The 20,215-nt window shown below is 52.5% G+C and carries 16 protein-coding genes and 1 tRNA gene; 9 read left to right on the top strand and 8 right to left on the bottom strand.

What is annotated here, in order from left to right; all coding sequences use genetic code 11:
- From gspF to gspC, 4 genes are read right to left on the bottom strand one after another with little or no spacing between them, the layout of a single operon-like run.
- Complete coding sequence (gene gspF, locus EYB30_RS06850) at positions 1 to 1,224, bottom strand: type II secretion system inner membrane protein GspF (protein WP_166838175.1); 1,224 nt, start codon at positions 1,222 to 1,224, stop codon at positions 1 to 3.
- A complete protein-coding gene (gene gspE, locus EYB30_RS06845; RefSeq protein ID WP_166838174.1) occupies positions 1,224 to 2,732 on the bottom strand; it encodes a type II secretion system ATPase GspE in 1,509 nt (502 codons plus the stop codon). Before gspE ends, gspF begins: the two co-directional genes overlap by 1 nt.
- Positions 2,732 to 4,852, bottom strand: coding sequence for a type II secretion system secretin GspD (gspD, locus tag EYB30_RS06840; RefSeq protein ID WP_166838173.1), 2,121 nt, complete (start codon positions 4,850 to 4,852; stop codon positions 2,732 to 2,734). Before gspD ends, gspE begins: the two co-directional genes overlap by 1 nt.
- A 27-nt stretch (positions 4,853 to 4,879) precedes the next feature.
- The gene (gene gspC, locus EYB30_RS06835; RefSeq protein ID WP_166838172.1) at positions 4,880 to 5,830 is read right to left on the bottom strand and encodes a type II secretion system protein GspC; all 951 of its coding nucleotides are present in this window, start codon (positions 5,828 to 5,830) and stop codon (positions 4,880 to 4,882) included.
- A gap of 169 nt (positions 5,831 to 5,999) precedes the next feature.
- Here gspC and hslR point away from each other — a divergent pair, with 169 nt between their 5' ends.
- Together hslR and hslO are read left to right on the top strand one after the other, a co-directional pair.
- A complete protein-coding gene (hslR, locus tag EYB30_RS06830) occupies positions 6,000 to 6,413 on the top strand; it encodes a ribosome-associated heat shock protein Hsp15 (protein WP_166838171.1) in 414 nt (137 codons plus the stop codon).
- Positions 6,414 to 6,422: 9 nt separating this feature from the next.
- Positions 6,423 to 7,271: an Hsp33 family molecular chaperone HslO gene (gene hslO / locus EYB30_RS06825; RefSeq protein WP_166838170.1), complete on the top strand. Its 849-nt coding sequence runs from the start codon at positions 6,423 to 6,425 to the stop codon at positions 7,269 to 7,271.
- Between the two features lie 47 nt (positions 7,272 to 7,318).
- Here the strand turns inward: hslO and EYB30_RS06820 are convergent, their stop codons facing one another.
- Positions 7,319 to 8,659, bottom strand: a complete 1,341-nt coding sequence (locus EYB30_RS06820) for a sigma-54 interaction domain-containing protein (protein ID WP_166838169.1) — start codon at positions 8,657 to 8,659, stop codon at positions 7,319 to 7,321.
- A 178-nt stretch (positions 8,660 to 8,837) separates the two neighbouring features.
- On the opposite strand from EYB30_RS06820, the gene EYB30_RS06815 reads away from it, so the two are divergent.
- From EYB30_RS06815 to sbcC, 4 genes are all read left to right on the top strand, one after another.
- Positions 8,838 to 9,326: a hypothetical protein gene (locus tag EYB30_RS06815; protein WP_166838168.1), complete on the top strand. Its 489-nt coding sequence runs from the start codon at positions 8,838 to 8,840 to the stop codon at positions 9,324 to 9,326.
- Between the two features lie 101 nt (positions 9,327 to 9,427).
- Complete coding sequence (locus tag EYB30_RS06810; RefSeq protein WP_166838167.1) at positions 9,428 to 9,967, top strand: BON domain-containing protein; 540 nt, start codon at positions 9,428 to 9,430, stop codon at positions 9,965 to 9,967.
- Positions 9,968 to 10,063: 96 nt separating this feature from the next.
- On the top strand, positions 10,064 to 11,317 hold the full coding sequence (gene sbcD / locus EYB30_RS06805; protein WP_241697986.1) for an exonuclease subunit SbcD: 1,254 nt from the start codon (positions 10,064 to 10,066) through the stop codon (positions 11,315 to 11,317).
- Positions 11,314 to 14,307 (top strand): exonuclease subunit SbcC, encoded by a 2,994-nt coding sequence (gene sbcC / locus EYB30_RS06800; protein WP_166838166.1) that lies wholly within the window; start codon positions 11,314 to 11,316, stop codon positions 14,305 to 14,307. The genes sbcD and sbcC overlap by 4 nt, the downstream gene beginning before the upstream one ends.
- Here sbcC and EYB30_RS06795 read toward each other — a convergent pair.
- From EYB30_RS06795 to EYB30_RS06785, 3 genes are all read right to left on the bottom strand, one after another.
- Positions 14,297 to 16,258, bottom strand: a complete 1,962-nt coding sequence (locus tag EYB30_RS06795) for a putative bifunctional diguanylate cyclase/phosphodiesterase (protein WP_166838165.1) — start codon at positions 16,256 to 16,258, stop codon at positions 14,297 to 14,299. The two genes, sbcC and EYB30_RS06795, sit on opposite strands and share 11 nt — an antisense overlap.
- A gap of 131 nt (positions 16,259 to 16,389) precedes the next feature.
- On the bottom strand, positions 16,390 to 17,133 hold the full coding sequence (locus tag EYB30_RS06790) for a DUF481 domain-containing protein (RefSeq protein WP_166838164.1): 744 nt from the start codon (positions 17,131 to 17,133) through the stop codon (positions 16,390 to 16,392).
- Between the two features lie 2 nt (positions 17,134 to 17,135).
- Positions 17,136 to 17,960, bottom strand: a complete 825-nt coding sequence (locus EYB30_RS06785; RefSeq protein WP_166838163.1) for a mechanosensitive ion channel family protein — start codon at positions 17,958 to 17,960, stop codon at positions 17,136 to 17,138.
- Positions 17,961 to 18,122: 162 nt separating this feature from the next.
- Here EYB30_RS06785 and EYB30_RS06780 point away from each other — a divergent pair.
- From EYB30_RS06780 to EYB30_RS06770, 3 genes are all read left to right on the top strand, one after another.
- A tRNA-His gene (locus EYB30_RS06780) sits at positions 18,123 to 18,198 on the top strand.
- Positions 18,199 to 18,271: 73 nt separating this feature from the next.
- Entirely contained in the window at positions 18,272 to 18,811 is a 540-nt protein-coding gene (locus EYB30_RS06775; RefSeq protein WP_166838162.1) for a DUF1285 domain-containing protein, read from the top strand.
- 107 nt (positions 18,812 to 18,918) lie between these two features.
- Positions 18,919 to 20,202 (top strand): metal-dependent hydrolase family protein, encoded by a 1,284-nt coding sequence (locus tag EYB30_RS06770; protein ID WP_166838161.1) that lies wholly within the window; start codon positions 18,919 to 18,921, stop codon positions 20,200 to 20,202.
- Positions 20,203 to 20,215: the final 13 nt, after the last annotated feature.

Here is a 20,215-nt window from a genome sequence, read left to right as displayed (position 1 = left end):
TTAACCACCACCTACCATATTGTTTAACGCTAAAATCGGTTGCAAAATTGCCATCACAATAAATAACACCATACCGGCCATCACGGCCACCAGCACCGGCTCAAACACCTTTAATGACACCGTGACCAGGGTCTCAAACTCACGGTCCTGCGTATTGGCCGCACGCTCCAGCATTGAATCTAACTGGCCGCTTTTTTCACCGCTGGCAATCATATGCAGCATCATCGGCGGAAACAGCTTAGTTTGTTCCAGCGCATTGCGCAGTGAGGTCCCCTCCCGCACCCGGGCCGTGGCATCTGACACGGCCTGCTTCATATAGGTATTGCTCAGCACATCAGCACTAATGCGCATTGCCTCCAGCAAAGGCACGGCTGACGCATTTAAAATACTTAAGGTGCGGGCAAAACGGGCGGTGTTCAGGCCCTTGGTCACTTTACCCATAATGCGGCTTTGCAGCACCAGTGCGTCCCAGCGAAACCGAAACGCCGGTTTGAGCAGGGCGCGTTTAAACGCCACCAACGCCAGCATAATACCCAGCAGCACCACTATGCCGTAGGCACGTAAAAAATCACTGGCAGCAATTAAAAACAGGGTAGTGCCCGGTAACGACTGGCCCATATGCTCAAACTGGCCGACAATTTTTGGCACCACTGCAGCCAGCAAAATGGAGATCACCAAAATGGCAAAGCAGGTCAGAATAATCGGGTATAACAGCGCCTGTAAAATCTGGCTGCGCATATGCTGGCGCTGCTCGGTGTAATCGGCCAGCCGGTTTAATACCTGATCCAAATGGCCGGATTTTTCCCCGGCAGCCACCATAGAGCGAAACAGATGGTCAAACACATGCGGAAACTCGGCTAACCCCTCCGCCAGACTGTAGCCCTCGACCACTTTAGAGCGCACTGTCATCATCATGTTTTTCAGCCGCGGCTTGTCGCATTGCTCGGCCACCGCCAGCAGCGCGCCTTCAATTGGTAGCGCCGCTTCCACCAGTGTTGCCAGCTGCCGGGTGATCAGCGCCAGCTCTGAGGCAGAAATGTTGCGCTTAAACCACTGGCTACCGGATGCCAGTAATTTTTCCTGCTGCGACGCCAGCGCGACGCTGACCGGTGTCAGCTTTTGTTCGCGCAGTAGCACTCTAGCGTGGCGGGCGTTGTCGGCCTCCAGCACGCCTTTGCTGTTTTTTCCCCGGGCATCCAGTGCCTGATATTCAAAAGCCGGCACTACAGATCCTCTCGGGTGACACGCAGCACTTCTTCCAGCGTGGTTTCACCTTTTAACACCTTACTAAAACCATCCGCGCGGATACTGGGGCTGTGCTGACGTACGTATTTTTCAATGGCCTGCTCGCCTTTACCATTGTGGATCAGCTCGCGGATATGCTCATCGACCAGCAGCAGCTCATGAATACCGGTTCGGCCACGGTAACCGGTAAGGTTACAATGCTCACAACCTTTGGCCCGGTAAATAATGACGTCGTCTTTTTTCGTTACGCCTAGTAAATTGCGCTCTTCTTTATCCGGCTCGTGCGCCTCTTTACAATGCGGGCACAAGGTACGCACCAGCCGCTGCGCCAGTACGCCCAGCAAGCTCGACGATAATAAAAACGCCTCAACGCCCATATCCTCTAAGCGGGTAATAGCGCCGGCGGCGGTGTTGGTGTGCAAGGTTGATAACACCAAATGGCCGGTTAAACTGGCCTGCACGGCAATTTGCGCCGTTTCCAGATCGCGTATTTCACCCACCATCACCACATCCGGATCCTGGCGCAAAATAGCGCGCAAACCACGGGCAAAAGTCATATTCACCTTGGTATTAACCTGCGTTTGGCCAATACCTTCCAGCTCGTACTCAATCGGGTCTTCTACGGTAAGAATATTACGATCTTTAGTATTTATTTCCGTCAGGCCGGCGTACAAAGTGGTACTTTTACCCGAGCCGGTGGGGCCTGTAACCAGAATAATGCCGTGCGGTTTTAAGATCAGCTGTGAGAAGGCCTGCTGTACCGACGGCGTCATGCCTAAATCGGCCAGATTCAGGTGCGAGTTGTTTTTATCCAGTAAGCGCAGCACCACCCGCTCGCCATGGCTCGATGGCATGGTCGATACCCGCACATCAACGGCGCGACCGGCAATGCGCAGGCTAATACGGCCGTCCTGCGGTACGCGTTTTTCGGCAATATCCAGCTTTGCCATTACCTTAATACGCGACACCAACAAGCTGGATAAGCGCCGGTTTGGCCGCAGCACTTCACGTAAAATACCGTCAACCCGAAACCGCACTATTAAGGCTTTTTCAAAGGTTTCAACATGAATATCCGACGCGCCCAGCTTAATGGCTTCACCCAGCATGGCGTTAATCAGCTTGATAATCGGCGCATCGTCTTCATTTTCCAGCAGGTCTTCGCTTTCCTGAATATCATCGGCCAGCGAGGCTAAATTGACCTCATTGCCAATGTCTTCCATTAGTTGCTGGGCTTCACTGGAGTCGCGCTGATAGCAGGCCTCCAGCATGGCTTCAAATTCTACTGCCGATAAACGCTGTAATACGAAAGGCTCAGCCAGCATCCGCCGTACTTCCAACACGGCCGACGGCGCCGTGGCGGTATGGATATATAACTGCCAGCCGTGCGCTTGTTGTTGCAATAACACGCCATGCCGTTTGGCAAAACCAAACGGCAGGCGAATGCGGCTACTGGCCGGTTTTACCTGTTCTGCTTGCAGCGCATCCATCAATCTTGCTTCCCGGGTTTGGTACCATCAGTCACAGGTTGCTGCTGCATATATTCGTCAAAGGTTGGCGGCAGGCTTAGCGAATCGTCCCACTCTGGTAGCACAACTTGTTTGGTGAACGGCATCAAACGAATGCCTTCTTCCTCACGCTTTAACTGCTCAGCGCGGATATAGTTATATTTGGTTTTTGAAATACCGGAAATCGCCGAGCCTTCGCGCACTATGGTGGCTTTGATAAACACCATCAGATTACGCTTTTTCTTTGACACACTGGTCGATTTAAATAAATGCCCCAGCACCGGTATATCCCCTAACAACGGCACTTTTGATTCACTTTCCTGCACATCTTCGTCAATTAAGCCACCCAGCACTACGGTCGCGCCATCATCAGCCATTACCGTGGTTTTAATTTCACGCTTGTTAATGGTGATATCCACTGCTGTGGCGCCACCAATGCTGGAGACTTCCTGCTCTATGGTTAACTGCACCGCATCGCCTTCGTTAATTTGCGGCGTGACTTTAAGCTTAATACCCACTTCCTGCCGGTCAACCTGCTGGAATGGGTTAGTATTATTTGAACCGGTAGTCGAACCGGTGATCACCGGCACTTCCTGACCAACCAGGAAAAACGCTTCCTGATTATCCATGGTAGTAATATGCGGTGTGGCCAGCACGTTGGAATTAGTACTGGTGCGTACTGCCTGTAACACGGCCGCCCAGTCGCCCTTATAGAAGCCGACCATAGCGCCGTTTAAACCACTTAATACAGTGCCAAGTAAAGAATAGTCCCGATTAGAATCCGGTACTTCTGATACTGTTTTTGTGCCATCCGGAGCAACAACTTCAGTTCGCGTGCCTCTGGTGATCTGTGACGCTTGAGCAGCGCCAGCGGCTACGCTGATAATCGGAATAGTATTACCATTGTTAAAATTAGTGCCGCCACCATTCTCATTCAGCCACTGCACGCCCAAATCGGTGCCGTCGCCTTCAAATACTTCCACGATAATGGCCTCTACCAGCACCTGGGCACGACGGATATCCAATTGGCGCAACACTTCTTCTAACGAACGCATCATATCCGGCTGGGCCGTGATCACCAGCGAGTTGCTGTCGTCATGCGCTTCAATACTAATGGCCCGGCCAGTATTTGCTGCCGCGCCACGCCCGCCCTGCGCAGCGGCGCCACCCGCACCGCCCTGGACTTCGGCGACGATAGACTCGCTAACGCCTTTTAATACCGGCACCAGCTCTTCGGCTTTGGCATATTTTAAATAAAACACCCGGGTGTTGCCGCTGGTTTGCAGTTCGCTGTCCAGCCGCTTGGCCAGTTCAATCACGCGCTGACGCGCTTGCAGCTCGCCACTGACAATGACACTGTTGGTGCGCTCGTCGGCGACTATTCTGGGTACCAGGAAATCCGGTTGCTCAGCCCGGCCCTGGCTTTTGTAAATGCTTTCCAGAATACGTACGATCTCTGGCGCTGAAGCATATTGCAGCTTAACAATTTCCAGTTCCTGATCGCCGGCTTTGTCTACCCGTTGAATAATATCCACCAAACGGTTTACCACCGCAGCCGGCCCGGTCATCATAATGACATTTGACGGGTCGTAGTTTACTACATGGCCACCACCGGCCTGGTTACTGAACTGACGCAATAAAGGCGCCAGTTCGCGCACCGAGACATTACGTACCTGCACCACCCGGGTAACCATTTCGTCACCCTGGCCCGGCGCATCGTCGGTTACCACCGGAATATTGCTGGTTTTCGCATCTTTATTGCGCACCACCTTTAACACACCGTTGTCCATTTCAACGACGGCGAAGCTATACACTTCCAGTACATTTAAGAAGAACTGATAGTACTGTTGCTCGTTCAGCATTTCGTAGCTGCGCACATTCACGCGGCCACGCACCTGCGGGTCAACAATAATGGTTTTTTTCAGGTTCATGCCGACAATGTTAATAAACTCATTGATGTCGGTACCTTTAAAATTCGGCGAGTACATCACCTCTTCCTGTGCCACGACAGAGGCAGCGGGAATAACGGTGGTTAACGCGGCCGCCACCAACAAGCTGGCCAGCGAGCGCCGGGAGAAAAGAGAAAGTTGCCCTGATTTCATTATTCTACAACCAATTAATTTTAATAATTATTGTGACAGGCTTACCAGAATGTCTCTGATCTCACCATCGCGTTCTATTTTAATTGCCGCTTCTTTGGCATCACGTAATTCATTAATCACACTCATCGCCTGCTGCATATCGTTTAACGCTATACCATTGATCTCAATTGCCAAATCATTTGGCTGTAAGCCCAACTGGCTAAACAATGATGCGTCTTTACCCGGCATTAAGCGATAGCCAACTAACTGCCCCTGTGGCCGGTGTGGCGCCACCCGGATATAATCAAAAAACCTCATGGGCTCGGCAATCAGCTCATCACGACTAATATCCAGTTTTTCATTCACCTGCAGCGGTTGCATCTCCATCGGCTCCGGTACCGGTGCCATTTCAAGCGAGGCATCATCGGTCATCGGCTCATCTGAGCGGCCTAAGCCGGCATTCGCCTGCGCTATCTTGGTGTACTCGATGCCGTCCAGCATCAGAGTTTCAAAGCGCCCGGCTTGCAGTAGCAACACCCGATCAGTTAATACCTGCTTTAATACCGCATTAGTGCCATCAATAGTGTCATCCACCGCATAGGTTGCTTCACTACCGCGGCTTTCAATAATAGCACTGCCCATCGCCGGGTCGGCAGCCAGCGCCACCACACCGGTCAGCTTAACATTGAGCTGGGTTTTTGGCGCTTCGGTTACCACCGGCTGCGGAGTTTTTACCGGCTCACTGCTGGCTTTGCCAAACAAGGCAAAACCGGTTAACACCGGCAAGCTGATTGGCGCAGTCGCGTTGCTGAGCGCCGCCGCAGGCCGCACTGGCGTTTGGGCATTATTCCCCTGAGCTGGCACCAGCTGCCAGCTAAGCCGGGCCAGCAACCAGGCTAATAGCAAAACCAGCACCAGGTTCAGTACCTGCTGCAGCCGGTTTAGCGGCACTTTTTCCAGTTGTTTTAGCCAATGCTGTAGGTCGGGTAACGGCTTCATCGCACACTTCTGCCTTAAAAACGAAATTTATCTTAACCAGTTGTCATTGCACCAACAAGTCATCTGCACACATTTACAACACATTAACTGTATTTTTGCCTATTCTGGCGCCAAAACCGCTTATTTGGCACTATAATGGCACCCTTAGTTCAGCCAGACCAAAAACATTATGACGCAAGCCAAAACACCTGCTCAGTCTGACAGCCCGCCATTACGTTTAGACAAATGGTTATGGGCCTGCCGTTTTTACAAAACCCGCGCCCTGGCGAAACAGATGATCGAAGGTGGTAAAGTACATTATAATGGCCAGCGCTGCAAAGCCAGCAGAACGGTAGAGCCCGGTGCAACGATACGCCTGACGCAGGGCAGCGATGAAAAAATGGTCATTGTGCTGGGTTTATCTGACAAACGCTTAGCGGCGCCACTGGCCCAAGCGTTATACGAAGAAACCGCAGCCAGTGTAGCGCAACGGCAACAACGGGCCGAGCTGAGAAAAACCAACAGCTTGTTCGCGCCACACCCGGATACTAAACCCGACAAAAAAGAGCGGCGCAAGCTGCTATTGTTAAAGTCGCAGCAGTAAGAGAACCGTATGAACACAGATAGCTTATATCGCTTTTTATTTCAGCAGCGCAATGTGCGCGGCGAGCTGGTGCAACTGTCAGACAGCCTGGATCAAATGCTGTTGAACCATGACTATCCACTCCCGGTTAAGCAACTGTTAGCCGAGCTGGTGGCGGCTACCAGTTTACTTACCGCCACCCTGAAACTGGACGGCGATATCGCCGTGCAACTGCAGGGCGATGGCCCGGTGCGTTTTGCCGCAGTTAACGGCAGCGACCAACAGCAGTTTCGGGCGGTGGTGCGGATGCAGGCCGAAATTTCCGGTACCGGTTTTCGCGACCTGATTGGTGAAGGTTATTTGCTGGTTACCATTACGCCGAAGCAAGGTGAACGCTATCAAGGCATTATTCCACTCAGTGGTGACAGCCTGAGCAGTACACTGGAAGCGTATTTTGCCCAGTCAGAGCAATTGCCTACCCGGCTATACCTTTACACGGATATACAACAACCGCATAACCGCGCCGCCGGTTTGATGTTGCAGGTATTACCGGTAGACCAGGATAAAGCCAAAGCCGATTTTGCCGATTTGGTGATGCTAAGCGACACCCTGACCCGGGATGAAATATTTAGCCTGCCCGCCGAACAGCTACTGTACCGGTTGTTTCATCAGGAGCAGGTTGAATTGTTCCCGTCACAAGCGGTCAGCTTTGTCTGTGGCTGTTCACGCGAGAAATGCAGCGCAGCAATTATCAGCCTCGGCCGGGAGATAATTAACGAGCATATCGCGACGGGCCAGCTGGATATCAGCTGTGAGTACTGCAATAAAACCTATCACTTTGACAAAGCTGACTTGCACGCCCTGCTGCTGCAACTCTAAACCTTAACAGCAAACACCGGCAACAGCGTGGCCCCGGCCTGACGCTGTTAGTCGGTTTGCTGATATTTTTCCAGTTTGTTGTACAGGGTTTTTACGCTGATCCCCAGTTGTAAAGCGGTATCGGTTTTATTACCGTCATTCTCGGCCAGCGTCGTTAAAATGGCAGCCTTTTCCAACTGCTGTAACGGCACACCCGAGGGCACCTGTGCCGGGCAAGATGCCGCGCTATCTTCTGGCATATTCAGTAACAAGTGCTCCGTTTCTATCCGCTGATCGGCCAAAATATACGCGCGCTCTATAGCATGCTTTAACTCACGCACATTACCCGGCCAGCTATGCTCGGCAATCCGCTGCAACGCCTCTGCGGTTAGCCTTTTCTGCTGTTGCTCCTGCGCATTGCGATACGCCAGAAAATGCCGGGCCAGACCGCTAATGTCATCGCCACGATCTCGCAGTGGCGGTACCTGCACCGGAAACTGCGCCAGGCGAAAATATAAATCTTCGCGCAGTATACCCTCTGAAATGGCTTGCTGTGGTTCACGGTTCGTCGCGGCGACAACCCGCACATTTGCCTGATACACTTTGTCACTGCCAACCGGCCGGTACTCTCCGCTTTCCAACACCCGCAGCAATTTTACCTGTTGCTCCAGTGGCATTTCGGTTACTTCATCTAAAAACAGCGTGCCCCCTTCAGCTTGCGAAAACACACCCTGGTGCTCACGCAGCGCACCGGTAAAAGCCCCTTTGCTATGACCAAATAACTCACTGTCAACCAGCTCCGGGCTCAGGGCACCACAGTTAATCGCGACAAACGGCTGCTCGGCACGGTAACTGGCTAAATGCAGCGTATTGGCCACCAGCTCTTTGCCGGCACCGCTTTCGCCACTGATCAGCACATTGGCTTCGGTTACCGCCACTTTACGTAAAGTGCGGTATAGCTTTAGCATCACTCTGGACGACCCCACCAACAGGCCAAATTGGTCCAGCACACTGGTGGCACTGCTAACGCTGTGCTGGTGCGATTGCAATTGCTGATAGAAATCCTGCAGGGTGTCAAAAATACTTGCCATATCCAGCGGCTGGCGAAAATGATAACCCGCACCACAGCGCATTAACTGGTCCAACATAGGATCAGGATTGCCATCGCTGACGACAATAAAATCAATTTCTGCCAGCAAGCGGCTGTCAATCAGGCGCTGGTAGTCGGCTTTGCTGTGTTTATCGGCCTGGATAAAGGCCAGATCGCAGCTCTGCTGCAGCAGTTGCTCAGACCAGGGCATGGCGTCACTACTACGGCTAAGCACAAACTGACGTACCACCGCAGACTGCATAAGCTGGTTGGCCAGCTCCTGGTCTTGTACATGCATAAACAAACGTGGTCGTGTCATCTGTCGGCTCTCAGTTGCAATGCTTAACTTTATGTCAGCACTGTAAATTTAACAATGCCAGCGGGTAAAACTTACCAGCAATGCCGCGCGGCTACAGGCCTTAACAAAAAATACCAAAAAAGATCAGAAACTTACGCCTTGGTATATGAATTGAATATGAACTCTGACAGCAAACAATATGCAGAGGACAGACATTATGGCGCATGGCGGCTTAACCCTACCTGAGCAACAAATTCTGGCTGCTGTATCGGCCACCTGCGAGGCCGCCCGGCATTTCTATCAGCACGCTGCCCAACACAGCGGCGACAGCAACCTACGCTATCATTTCACCGCACTGGCAACCTTGCACCATCATGCTAGCCAGCAATTGGCTGCGTCCGGCGGTATAGCAGTGCCGCAGCATAAACAACTGGCAGCAATACAACAGTGGTATCTGCAACAGGCGGCAACACATCACTTGCCGCAGCCGGCTAAGCTGACAGAGCTTAGCGGCCTGCTGCAACAGCAGTTAGCCGTAATGAAACAGCTGAGCAAAACCGCAAAGCAGCAGCAAATGAAAGCGACACTGGCACACTTGTCAGCGGCGCTGCAAATGGCCACAGACTCGCTGTTCGCGCTATTGCAAGTTTTACCGGGTCATGGGCAAAAAATACAAACAAAAAATTAACAAGAACTGAATAACAGAATAATCATCATTAAAAACAACAAGTTAATTTTTGGCATCAAATTGGCATTATCAACCTTGTCTCACTACAAAGGAGCGACAACATGAAACGTACAACATTAACAATGATGATGGCTTTGGCATTAACGACAACAGCAGCATCAGCCAACGACTGGAAAGACGGCGCTAAAGATGCGTGGATTGACGGCAAAGCCGAAACGACCCTGCTACTTAACGGCAACCTGAACTCATTTGATATCAATACGGATGTTGAAAACGGCATGGTTACGCTAACCGGTAAGGTGACAACTGACGTGGATAAAGCCCTGGCGGAAGAGCTGATTGAAAACCTGGACGGTGTTACTAAAGTGGATAATCAGCTAACGGTGATGGCCACAGACAAACAGGCTGGCGCTAACGACAATAGCGGCTTAAAAGATGCGAAAATTGCGACTGTGGTAAAAACCCGCTTATTGTTTGAATCAGAAGTCAGCGGCAGCGCTATTGATGTCGATGCGAAGAACGGTGTGGTAACGCTGCAAGGCGAAGTAGAGTCTGACGCGGAAAAAGATTTAGCGATCGCGATAGCGAAAAACACCGACGACGTCAGCCGGGTGATAGACAAGCTGCAGGTTGCGCAATAAGCCACTGCTGCGCAGTTAGTAGCGCAATGTAAAGCCAAGCGCCGATCGGTGTTTAACCGCCCGATCGGCGTTTTGCTGTCTGTGCTGGGATCCGGTATGCTTTCGCGACGAAATTCAGCGACTTTTGGCATTATGCGCATCTTGCACACCTCTGACTGGCATTTGGGCCAGCATTTTATTGGCCGCAGCCGCTTAGCAGAGCATCAGGCTTTTTTGCACTGGCTGGTAACACAGGTAACACAACAACAAATCGATGCCATTATTGTTGCCGGCGATATTTTCGACACCGCCACACCGCCCAGCTACGCCCGTGAGCTGTATAACCAGTTTATTGTCGACCTGCAGGGCAGTGGCTGTCAGTTGGTGATCTTAGGCGGCAACCATGATGCCGCTGCCGTCCTGAACGAGAGTAAAAACCTGTTACGCTGCCTGAACACCACGGTCGTGGCCAGCCCAAGCGCTGATATCAGCCAGCAACTGTTAACACTGTACAACCGTGATCAGCAACCAGCGCTGCTGCTGTGCGCCGTGCCATTTTTGCGCCCGCGCGACCTGCTGCAAAGCCAAAGCGGCCAGAGCGGCAGCGAAAAGCAACGTGATTTGCAGCAGGCCATAGCCGCCCATTACCAGCAGTTATTCACGCTGGCGCAGCAGCATAATCAGCAGCACAAACTCAGCCTGCCAATAGTGATGACCGGCCATTTAACCACTGTGGGTATCAGCCAGTCAGAATCGGTGCGGGATATTTATATCGGCAGTCTGGAAGCCTTTTCTGCTGCCGCCTTTCCAGCTGCAGATTACATTGCGCTGGGCCATATTCATCAAAGCCAGCAGCTTAACACCACTACCGACATTCGCTACAGCGGCTCACCGCTGCCACTGAGCTTTGATGAAGCCGGCCAGCAAAAGCAGGCCTGGCTCATTGAGTTTACCCCTGAAGGTAAAAGCGTCAGCAGCCTGGCAATTCCCTGTTTTCAACCGCTGTGCAGCATACACTGCAGCCTGCTGGAGCTGCCGCAGCGCCTTGAGCAGGCCACAGCGCCGCTTAAGGCCGGTGAAACCCTGTGGTTGGAGCTGGTGATCAGCGAAACCGATGCCTATCTAACAGATTTGCAGCAACGGGTGGAACCCTTGCTGCAAGGCTTAGCGGTAGAGCTATTGCGGCTGCGTCGTCAACGTAGCAGCAACAGCACAGCCTTTAGCGCACCCGAGCAGCAGAGTCTGGCAGAGCTAACACCGCAACAGGTATGGCAGGCCCGCCTGAGCAATGAAAGCCTCAGTGACGAACAGCAACAGCAGCTAACCGCGCTGCACCAGCAGGTACTGGCGAGTGTGGAGGCAGCAGAGTGAAAATTTTATCGGTACGGCTACAAAACCTGAACTCGCTGCGCGGTGAATGGACAATAGATTTTCGCCAACCGCCGTTTAATCAAAGTAATATTTTTGCCATCACCGGCCCGACCGGCGCCGGTAAAACCACTATTTTAGACGCGATTTGTCTGGCGCTGTACCACCAGACGCCACGGCTGAAAACCTCGCCTACCAGTAATGAGCTAATGAGCCGGCACTGCAGTGAATGCCTGGCGGAGGTCGAATTTGAAGTCGCAGGCGCCGGCTACCGCGCGTTCTGGAGCCAACGCCGCGCCCGCGGCCACAGCGATGGCAACCTGCAACCGGCCAAAACTGAATTGGCCCGGCTTGATGGCACCATATTAGCCGATAAAACCAGTGATAAACTGCGTTTGGTAAGCGAGATCACCGGCCTGGATTTTGGCCGTTTTACCAAGTCGATGCTACTGGCGCAGGGCAGCTTTGCCGCCTTTTTAAATGCCGACGCCAACGAACGGGCAGAGCTGCTGGAAGAGTTAACCGGCACCGACATTTATGGCCGCCTGTCACAAAAGGTATTTAGCGATTGCCGCGAGCAAAAAACACAACTGGAGCTGTTGCAGGCCAAAGCCGGCGCAGTTGAACTGCTCAGCGCCGAACAGCAACAACAACTTAGCCTTGAGCTTAGCGAGCTGAAACAACAGCAGCAGCAATACCTGCAGCAGTTAACGCAGCAACGGCAAGCACTTCAGTGGCGCCAACAGCTGGACAGTGCCGACAACGAAATGAAGCAAGCCGGCGCGGCCCTTGAAGCAGCCAGGCAAGCCAGCGTTGCACAGCAACCGGCCCTTGCCAGGCTAAGGCAACATCAACCGGCCAGCAAATTGTCACCGCTGTATCAGGCTGTGCAGGCGGCACAGCAGCAACTGGCACAGTGCGTGGCGCAGCAACACAGCGTGCAACAACAACTGGCCACCTTAGAGCAGCAGCAGGCCAGCACGGTGGCAGAAGGTATCGGGCAACTGAGCCACCAACAACAGCAGTTGCAGCAACAAGCCGCCACGCTTAACAGTGCGCAGCAGCAACGCCAGCAACAGCGCCAACACATTATTACTGAGCAGCACAGCGTGACCACAGCGCTACAAGCGCTAACGACAGCCCTCGGCGCAGCCGCGCCGGAGCAATTGCGCCATCAACAGCAGCAGTTGCGTGAGCAGCAGTTTGCGCTGCAGCAAACCCAGCAACACTTGCAGCAGCAAGGCAAGTTACAACAGCAACTGGCCAGCTGTCAGACGCAGCAGCAGGAGACACAGCAGCAACAGCAACAACTGACTACAGCACTGTTAACCCTGCGCCAACACTATAAAAGCCTGAACGAACGGATAAAGGATAAAAAGCAGCTGCTGGCGCAACAGCAACTGATCATGCAGCTATCAGAACACCGGGACCAGCTAAGGCCCGGCCAGCCCTGCCCACTGTGCGGCGCAACAGAACACCCGGCAATCAGCCAATATCAGCAGTTGGATAGCCACAGCACAGGCGCGCAATTACAGCAGTTGGAGCAGGAGCTGCAACAAGTACAGGCGCAGGGTGAAACGCTGAATAAACGCGATGCCGCTTTTCAAGCCACCTTACAGCAGCTGGCTCAGCAGCAACAACAGCTACAAACTGATTTGGCCGAGCTGAATAGCCTGTTACAACCCAGTGGTTATCAGAAGGCACAGGATGTTACCACCGCCTTAAGCCGGCTGAGCAATGAACTTGAGCAAAGCAGCAACCAGCTTGCCAGGCTGGAACAACAACAAAGCTTACAGCAACAGCATAAAGAGCAGCTGCAGCAACTGAGCAATCAGTTGACCGCGCTTGAACATCAGCAACAGCTAGCCAGCCAGCAGGCAGAGCGCATTGACGAGCAGCAAAGGACCCTGGCCAGCCAGTTATCCCAATGGCAACAGCAGTATCAAACGCTAACCTCGCAGCCGCAGCCACCACAGCTGGCAGCGCCTAGCGGCACTGACCCGCTCAGCGATATTGAACACAGGCTACAGCAGCAACAGCAACAGCTGCAGCAACATCTTGGTGAGCAGCAGGCACTGCAGCGTCAGCAGCAGCAGTTAGAGCACACTCGGCTGCAGGCTGAGCAGCAGTGGCAACACGCATTAGCACTAAGCGATTTTGCCGACGAAACCGCCTTTTTGGCGGCACTGTTGCCTGATGATGAGCACAATCGGTTGACGCAACTACAGCAGGACTTACAGCAGCGTGAAGCCGCCGCACAATATTTGCTGCACGACTGGCAACAGCGTCAGCAACAGCTGGCAACACAGCCGCTCACCCGCCTCAGCGCTGGCGAGCTTAGCGCCCAGCTAACGCAGCTTGAGCACCAGTTGCAGCAGCTGACAGAACGCAGCGGCCAGTTGCAGCAGCAACTCAATAGCGATGCACGTCAGCGTGAGGCCCAGCAACAATTATTACAGCAGATCAGTGCAGGCCAGCAGCAATATGAATACTGGCAACGTCTTAATAGCTTGATTGGCTCGGCCGATGGCGCCCGTTACCGCCGCTTTGCCCAGGGCCTGACGCTGGCACAGCTGATTGTACTGGCCAACCGTCAGCTGGCCGTGCTGCACAACCGCTATCAGCTGGCCCGCCATCCGGACGCCGAACTGGAGCTAGTGGTATTGGATACCTGGCAGGCGGATGCCGTGCGCGACACGAAAACCTTATCCGGCGGTGAGAGTTTTCTGGTCAGTCTGGCGCTGGCGCTGGCGTTATCGGATTTGGTTAGCCACAAAACCCGCATCGATTCGTTGTTTCTCGATGAAGGCTTTGGCACCCTTGATGCCGATACGCTGGACAGTGCGCTGAGTGCTTTAGATAACTTAAATGCCAGCGGTAAGATGATTGGCATTATCAGCCATGTCGAGGCGTTGAAAGAACGCATTGCCGTGCAAATAAAAGTCGCGAAGCGCCAAGGGCTCGGCTACAGCCAAATCAGCATTAACCGTTAAGCGGCTGGCTGAGCAAGGCAACAAACTCCGCTGTTGGTAATGGCTTACTGTAGTAGTAGCCCTGGTAGTAATCACACGCCTGCTGCTGCAAAAAAGCCAGCTGTTCGGCTGTTTCAACCCCTTCAGCCAGCACTTTGAAGTTCATGCTGTGTGCCAGCGCGATAATAGCGCTGGTTATTTGTTTATCGTCGTTAGCGTGCGGGATATGTTCAATAAAACGCCGGTCAATCTTAAGTACATCCAGCGGCAAACGTTTCAGATACGACAGCGAGGAGTAACCAGTGCCAAAATCGTCGATGGCCAGCCTGACACCAAGCGCTTTTATCTGCTGCATCAGAGCAACCACTTTCGTTTCATCAAGCAGCAAGGCGCTTTCGGTTACTTCCAGTTCCAGACAATGTGGCGGCATGCCGGTTTCATGCAGTACCTGGCGCAGCTCATCCAGCAGCTGGTCTTTGCCAAACTGATGCGCAGACACATTAACCGCCAGACTAAAGGGCGCACAGCCCTGCGCCAGCCAGTCACTGAACTGGCGGCAACTGTGCTGCAGTACCCAAAGCCCGAGCGCATGGATTAAGCCGCAGCTTTCTGCCAGCGGAATAAACACCGCAGGTGCAATAAAGCCAAGTTCGGCATCATGCCAGCGCAGTAATACCTCGGCACCTATTAGCCTGCCGCTTTGAATATCAACCTGGGGCTGATAGTAGCACTGGAGCTTATCACTCTTTAGCGCCTGACGTAGCTTACTCTCCAGCAAGACCCGGTAGCGAGCCTGAGCTGTCAGCTCGTCCGAATAAAATGCGGTATGGTTACGCCCGGCGTGTTTGACTTTATACATGGCGGCATCGGCTGCACGGATCAGATCTTCGCTGTTTATCGCATGATCAGGGTACAAGCTGATACCAATAGAAGCTGTCGTTATCACCTCTTTACCCTCACCCAGCAGGCAGGGTTGTTGCAACTGACTGAGCAACTGCTCCGCCAACGCGGTTAACTGCTCCGGCGAAGCAACCGGACTCACCAGCACAGCAAATTCGTCGCCACCAAGCCGTGCCAGAGTATGGCTGGGCGCACAACAACGCTGCAAACGCTGACTGACCTGCATCAACAGCTGATCACCGGCACTATGACCGTAGCTGTCGTTAATATCTTTAAAGTTGTCCAGATCCATCAACATCACAGCAACCTGGCTCTGCGCTTTGTCTGCTTGCGCCAGCGCCTGGCTAACACACTGATGAAAGTGTTGCCGGTTGGGTAACTGGGTTACAACATCATACTCGGTTAAAAATGCCAGCTCTGCCGCTTGCTGCTTCCGTTCAGTCAGATCGACGTCGATGCAGTAAATTTGCGGCTCAGTGTCAGGCAACTTTACCACCGCATGGCCGGAATAAACCGGCACCAACGAGCCATCTTTGCGCCGCAATACCAGTTCTTCAGAGGGTAATGCCATACCGGTTCCGGCCATCTGTGCCATCGCTTTAGCAACATTAGCCTGCATATAAGAAGGGATAATCAGCTCGAGCAAATTACGGCCAATCGCTTCGTCTTTACTGTAGCCGTAGATCAACTCACTGGCTTTGTTCCAGTAAAAGGTGGTGCCATCAGCGTAATAGCCCTGAATAGCGACTTGCGGTGCATTGTCTAATAAGGTGCGTAGGCGCCGCTCGCTCAGTACCAGTTGCTGCTGTGCTTTTAACTGTGTTGCGCTGAGTGTTCTGACATAATGTTGCTTCTTGCTCAACAAGAGCCAGGCCAGAACCGCCGTCAGCGTGACGTAAAAGTAACCTTTATAACTCTGGTACTGGGTCAGTAAGGAGGTGTCGCTGATCAGCCAGGCCAGCACAGCGTCACTACCCGCTATCCAGGCCAAGCCCAACAACAGATACACCGCAGCACCAAACCAGGGGTTTTGCAGCAGGGTGACAAATTTTAACTCTGGCTTTGTTATCATCAGGTCAGCTATCAGTGAGGGGATAAACGCTGCATAAAGCATAGCGCAAAACGCCATTGCTGCCTGCTAAGTGACGGTTAAACATACTAATGTTAGAGAACGCCCGCACAACAGCACGGGCGTGTGCAGCTTTAGAACGAGTACACCAGTGTTAAAGAAGTTTGAGTATCGGTGCTTTTCTTTAGTTCTGGCACATCAGAGTCGTTTTGCACCAAAAAGGCTGCTTTCATTTGCAGCGAGCCGTTGATTTTGGCCAGCAGTGACGTTTCAGCAATAGTACGGGTGTTGTCCTCACCGTATTCCACGCTCAGTGTTTGGGCAAAACTGGCCGACTCGCTGATCGTCCAGTTAAAAGCTGCCGCACCACGCACGATCATACCATTCTCGGTTTCACCGGTAGAACGCTCACCGCTGAAATAACCCGGACCAATTTCCACATCCAGAGATTTATCTTCGGTATTGTACAAACGGGTACCATAACCGACTGCAACAGTGGTGTATTTCAGGTAAGCGCCAAACTTATCATCGGTGTAAGAGCCAAACACAAACAACTTATCAAACTCAGCATCCAATTTATAAGCGGCTTTGGCCGAAATCAGGTAACGCTCTGCCGAACGTTCAGTGACTTTTTCACCATTTTCCAATTTCTCATCTTCTTTGAAAAACGCACTGAAAATATACTGGTTACTCCATTGTTCCAGCTCTTGCTTGGCGTCAATCTTACCGGTTACCGAGGTACCAACCGTGTTACCCGACGTGGTAATAGCCCCCAGCTCTGCCGAGGTGGTCCACACTTTATTGCTGGCAGCGCTATCATTTGCCTGCACCGACATACTGGCAGCCACAGCGGCCGCCAGAATTGCATAACACTTCATACTTACTCCTGCTTGTCTTGCTTGATATGCACATCCATTTGTGGATAAGGGATGCCAATACCCTGTTCATCAAATGCCAGTTTTACTTTTTCCAGCGTATCCCAATACACTGCCCAGTAATCAGCTGAATTAACCCAGGGCCTTACATTTAAATTAACTGATGAGTCAGCCAGCGCCGCCACACTGACCACGGCTTCCGGCGTTTTCAACACCCGCGGATCGTCAGCCAGCATTTGTTGCAAAATGTGCTTGGCTTTACGTAAATCGGCGTCGTAACTGATACCAATCACCAGATCAACCCGGCGCACCGGCTCGGCTGAAAAGTTAGTAATAGCACCGCCGGTAATTTGGGCATTAGGCACAATCACCAGTTTATTGTCCGGCGTTTTCATGATGGTCTGGAAAATCTCAATTTTATCGACAGTGCCACTAATGCCGCCGGCATCAATAAAGTCACCGGATTTAAACGGCCGGAATAAAATAATCAGAATACCGGAAGCAAAGTTGGCCAGTGAGCCCTGCAGCGCCAAACCCACCGCTAAACCTGCAGCACCTAAAATGGCGATAAAGGATGTGGTTTGCACCCCAACCTGGGATAATGCCATCAGCACGGTGGCGATCAGAATAACGGCGTACACTATACTGGCGACAAAGGATACCACCGCTTTGTCTACCGAACGCGCAAGTAAGGCGCGTTCCATAAAGCGTTTGACGGCTTTGGCGACCATGCGGCCGATATAAAAAATGACAACCGCCGCCACGAACTGCAGCAGATACCCTAATAACACCTCATGGTTTTGCTGAAACAACTGTTCAATTTGCTCCATGTTACGCTCCTGTAAATCACTTAGACTGAACAAACAGCGCAAATAATAGCATATTAGGCCAGCTGCCGGGCGTGAAAAGACGATAGCAAGTGATAGATTTCAGGTACTTCGGGAAAATGCTTGGTTGCAGCGATAAAATTGAGTAAAATAGTCGTCCTTGTGGTGATTGTAGCTCAGTTGGTAGAGCCCCGGATTGTGATTCCGGTTGTCGTGGGTTCGAGCCCCATCAGTCACCCCATCCTTCCCGCACACCCGGTCAGGGTATATTTTTGCTAAGCTATTAGTCACGTTTTTCTAAGCTGATAAATCCGATGGATCTGGCCTCACTGCAGCAACAATTACAACAACCCAATTTACCGCCGGTAGAACGCTGGAACCCAGCCTTTTGTGGCGATCTGCCAATTCATATCGACAGTGCGGCAAACTGGTATTATCAGGGTAGCCTGATCCAGCGGCCAGCACTGGTCAAGCTGTTTGCGTCGGTATTGCTGCAGCAAAACGGTGAATATTTTTTGCAAACCCCGGCAGAAAAAGTGCGTATCAGCGTTGCCGACGCGCCCATGCTGGTGACCGACTGGGCCTGGCATGCGACAGACCAGGGCCCGGCACTGCAACTCAACACCAATTTACAGCAGCAGGTGCTCGTCAGCCCACAGCATCCCCTGTTACTGCAGCTGGACCCACAACAGCAGCTGCTGCCCTATCTGCAGCTGTGGCGTGGTCTTAACGCCAAGCTCAGCCGTAATGTGTACTACCAACTGGCAGAGCAGGCGGTAGCGGTCTATTGTGATCAGCAACAGCATTATCAACTGAAAAGCGCCGGTTACCCTTTTAGCATCGCCATTGCCTGAACCGGCACTGGTCTGCGAAAACCGGCACCTTGTCTCAAGCCGGTTGTCGAACGGCGCCCGGCTGACAACACTGGCTAAGTTCCCACTCATCAGAAGGCTGAAATAATATGTATAAAACGCCGCTTGCCCTGCTGCTCAGTAGCCTGTTTACCGTACTGCCTGCCCAGGCCGCTACCCTTATCCACGCCGGCAAACTGATTACCGCTGAAGATAACAAGGTGTTGTCTGAACAGACGCTGATCATTGAGCAGGATAAAATCGTTGCGCTAGAGCCAGGCTTCCGTCAGCCAGGCGCCCAGGACACTGTGATAGACCTGCGCCAGCATACCGTTATGCCGGGCCTGATGGACATGCATACCCACTTTTACACCCAGTTTAGTCCGACAGTATACAGCGAAGGCTTTACCATGAATGAAGCCGACTACGCCCTGCGTGGCGCTACCTTTGCGGAAAAGACCTTAATGGCTGGTTTTACCACAGTGCGTGAGCTGGGTGACAACCATCAAATCAGTACCGCGCTGAAAAAAGCCATTGCCAAAGGTTACGTCACCGGGCCGCGAATTTTTGCTGCCGGAAAATCGATTGCCACCACCGGCGGCCATGCCGACCCGACCAATGGCGTCGCAGCGGAATTTATGGCCGATCCCGGCCCAAAACAAGGGGTCATAAATGGCGCCGACGAGGCACGCAAAGCCGTGCGTCAACGCTATAAAGAAGGCTCAGATCTGATCAAAATTACCGCCACCGGTGGTGTGTTAAGCGTAGCCAAAAGCGGCAGCAACCCACAGTTTACCGCCGAGGAGTTGACCGCCATCGTCAGTACCGCCAATGACTATGGCATGAAAGTGGCCGTACACGCCCACGGCAAAGAAGGCATGGAGCGCGCCATTAAAGCCGGTGTCCATTCCATTGAACATGGCACTTATATGGATAAGGCCACTATGGCGATGATGCGCAAGCAAGGCACCTATTTTGTGCCGACGATCAGCGCCGGAAAATGGGCCGAGGAAAAATCACGCATCGCCGGTTTCTTTCCTGAGCTGGTCAGGCCCAAAGCCGCAACCATTGGTGGCAAGATCCAACAGACCTTTGCCGAAGCCTATAAAGCCGGAGTAAAAATTGCCTTTGGTACTGACGCCGGTGTATTTGAACACGGCAACAACTGGCGCGAATTTGTCTATATGACCGAAGCTGGCATGCCAGCCCTGAACGCCATTCACAGTGCGACTATCGAAGGTGCCCGTTTACTGGGCGTAGAGGACGAACTGGGTAGTATCAAGGCGGGTAAACTGGCTGACATCATCGCCGTACCGGGCAACCCGCTGCAAGACATTAACCTGATGGGCCAGGTCAGTTTTGTGATGAAAGCCGGCCAAATCTACAAACAATAAGCTGCTAAGCCTT

Origin of the sequence: Rheinheimera pleomorphica, assembly GCF_011634895.1 — a bacterium.
GTDB classification, from domain to species: Bacteria; Pseudomonadota; Gammaproteobacteria; order Enterobacterales; family Alteromonadaceae; genus Alishewanella; species Alishewanella pleomorphica.
This window is presented reverse-complemented; position numbering and strand designations above follow the sequence as displayed.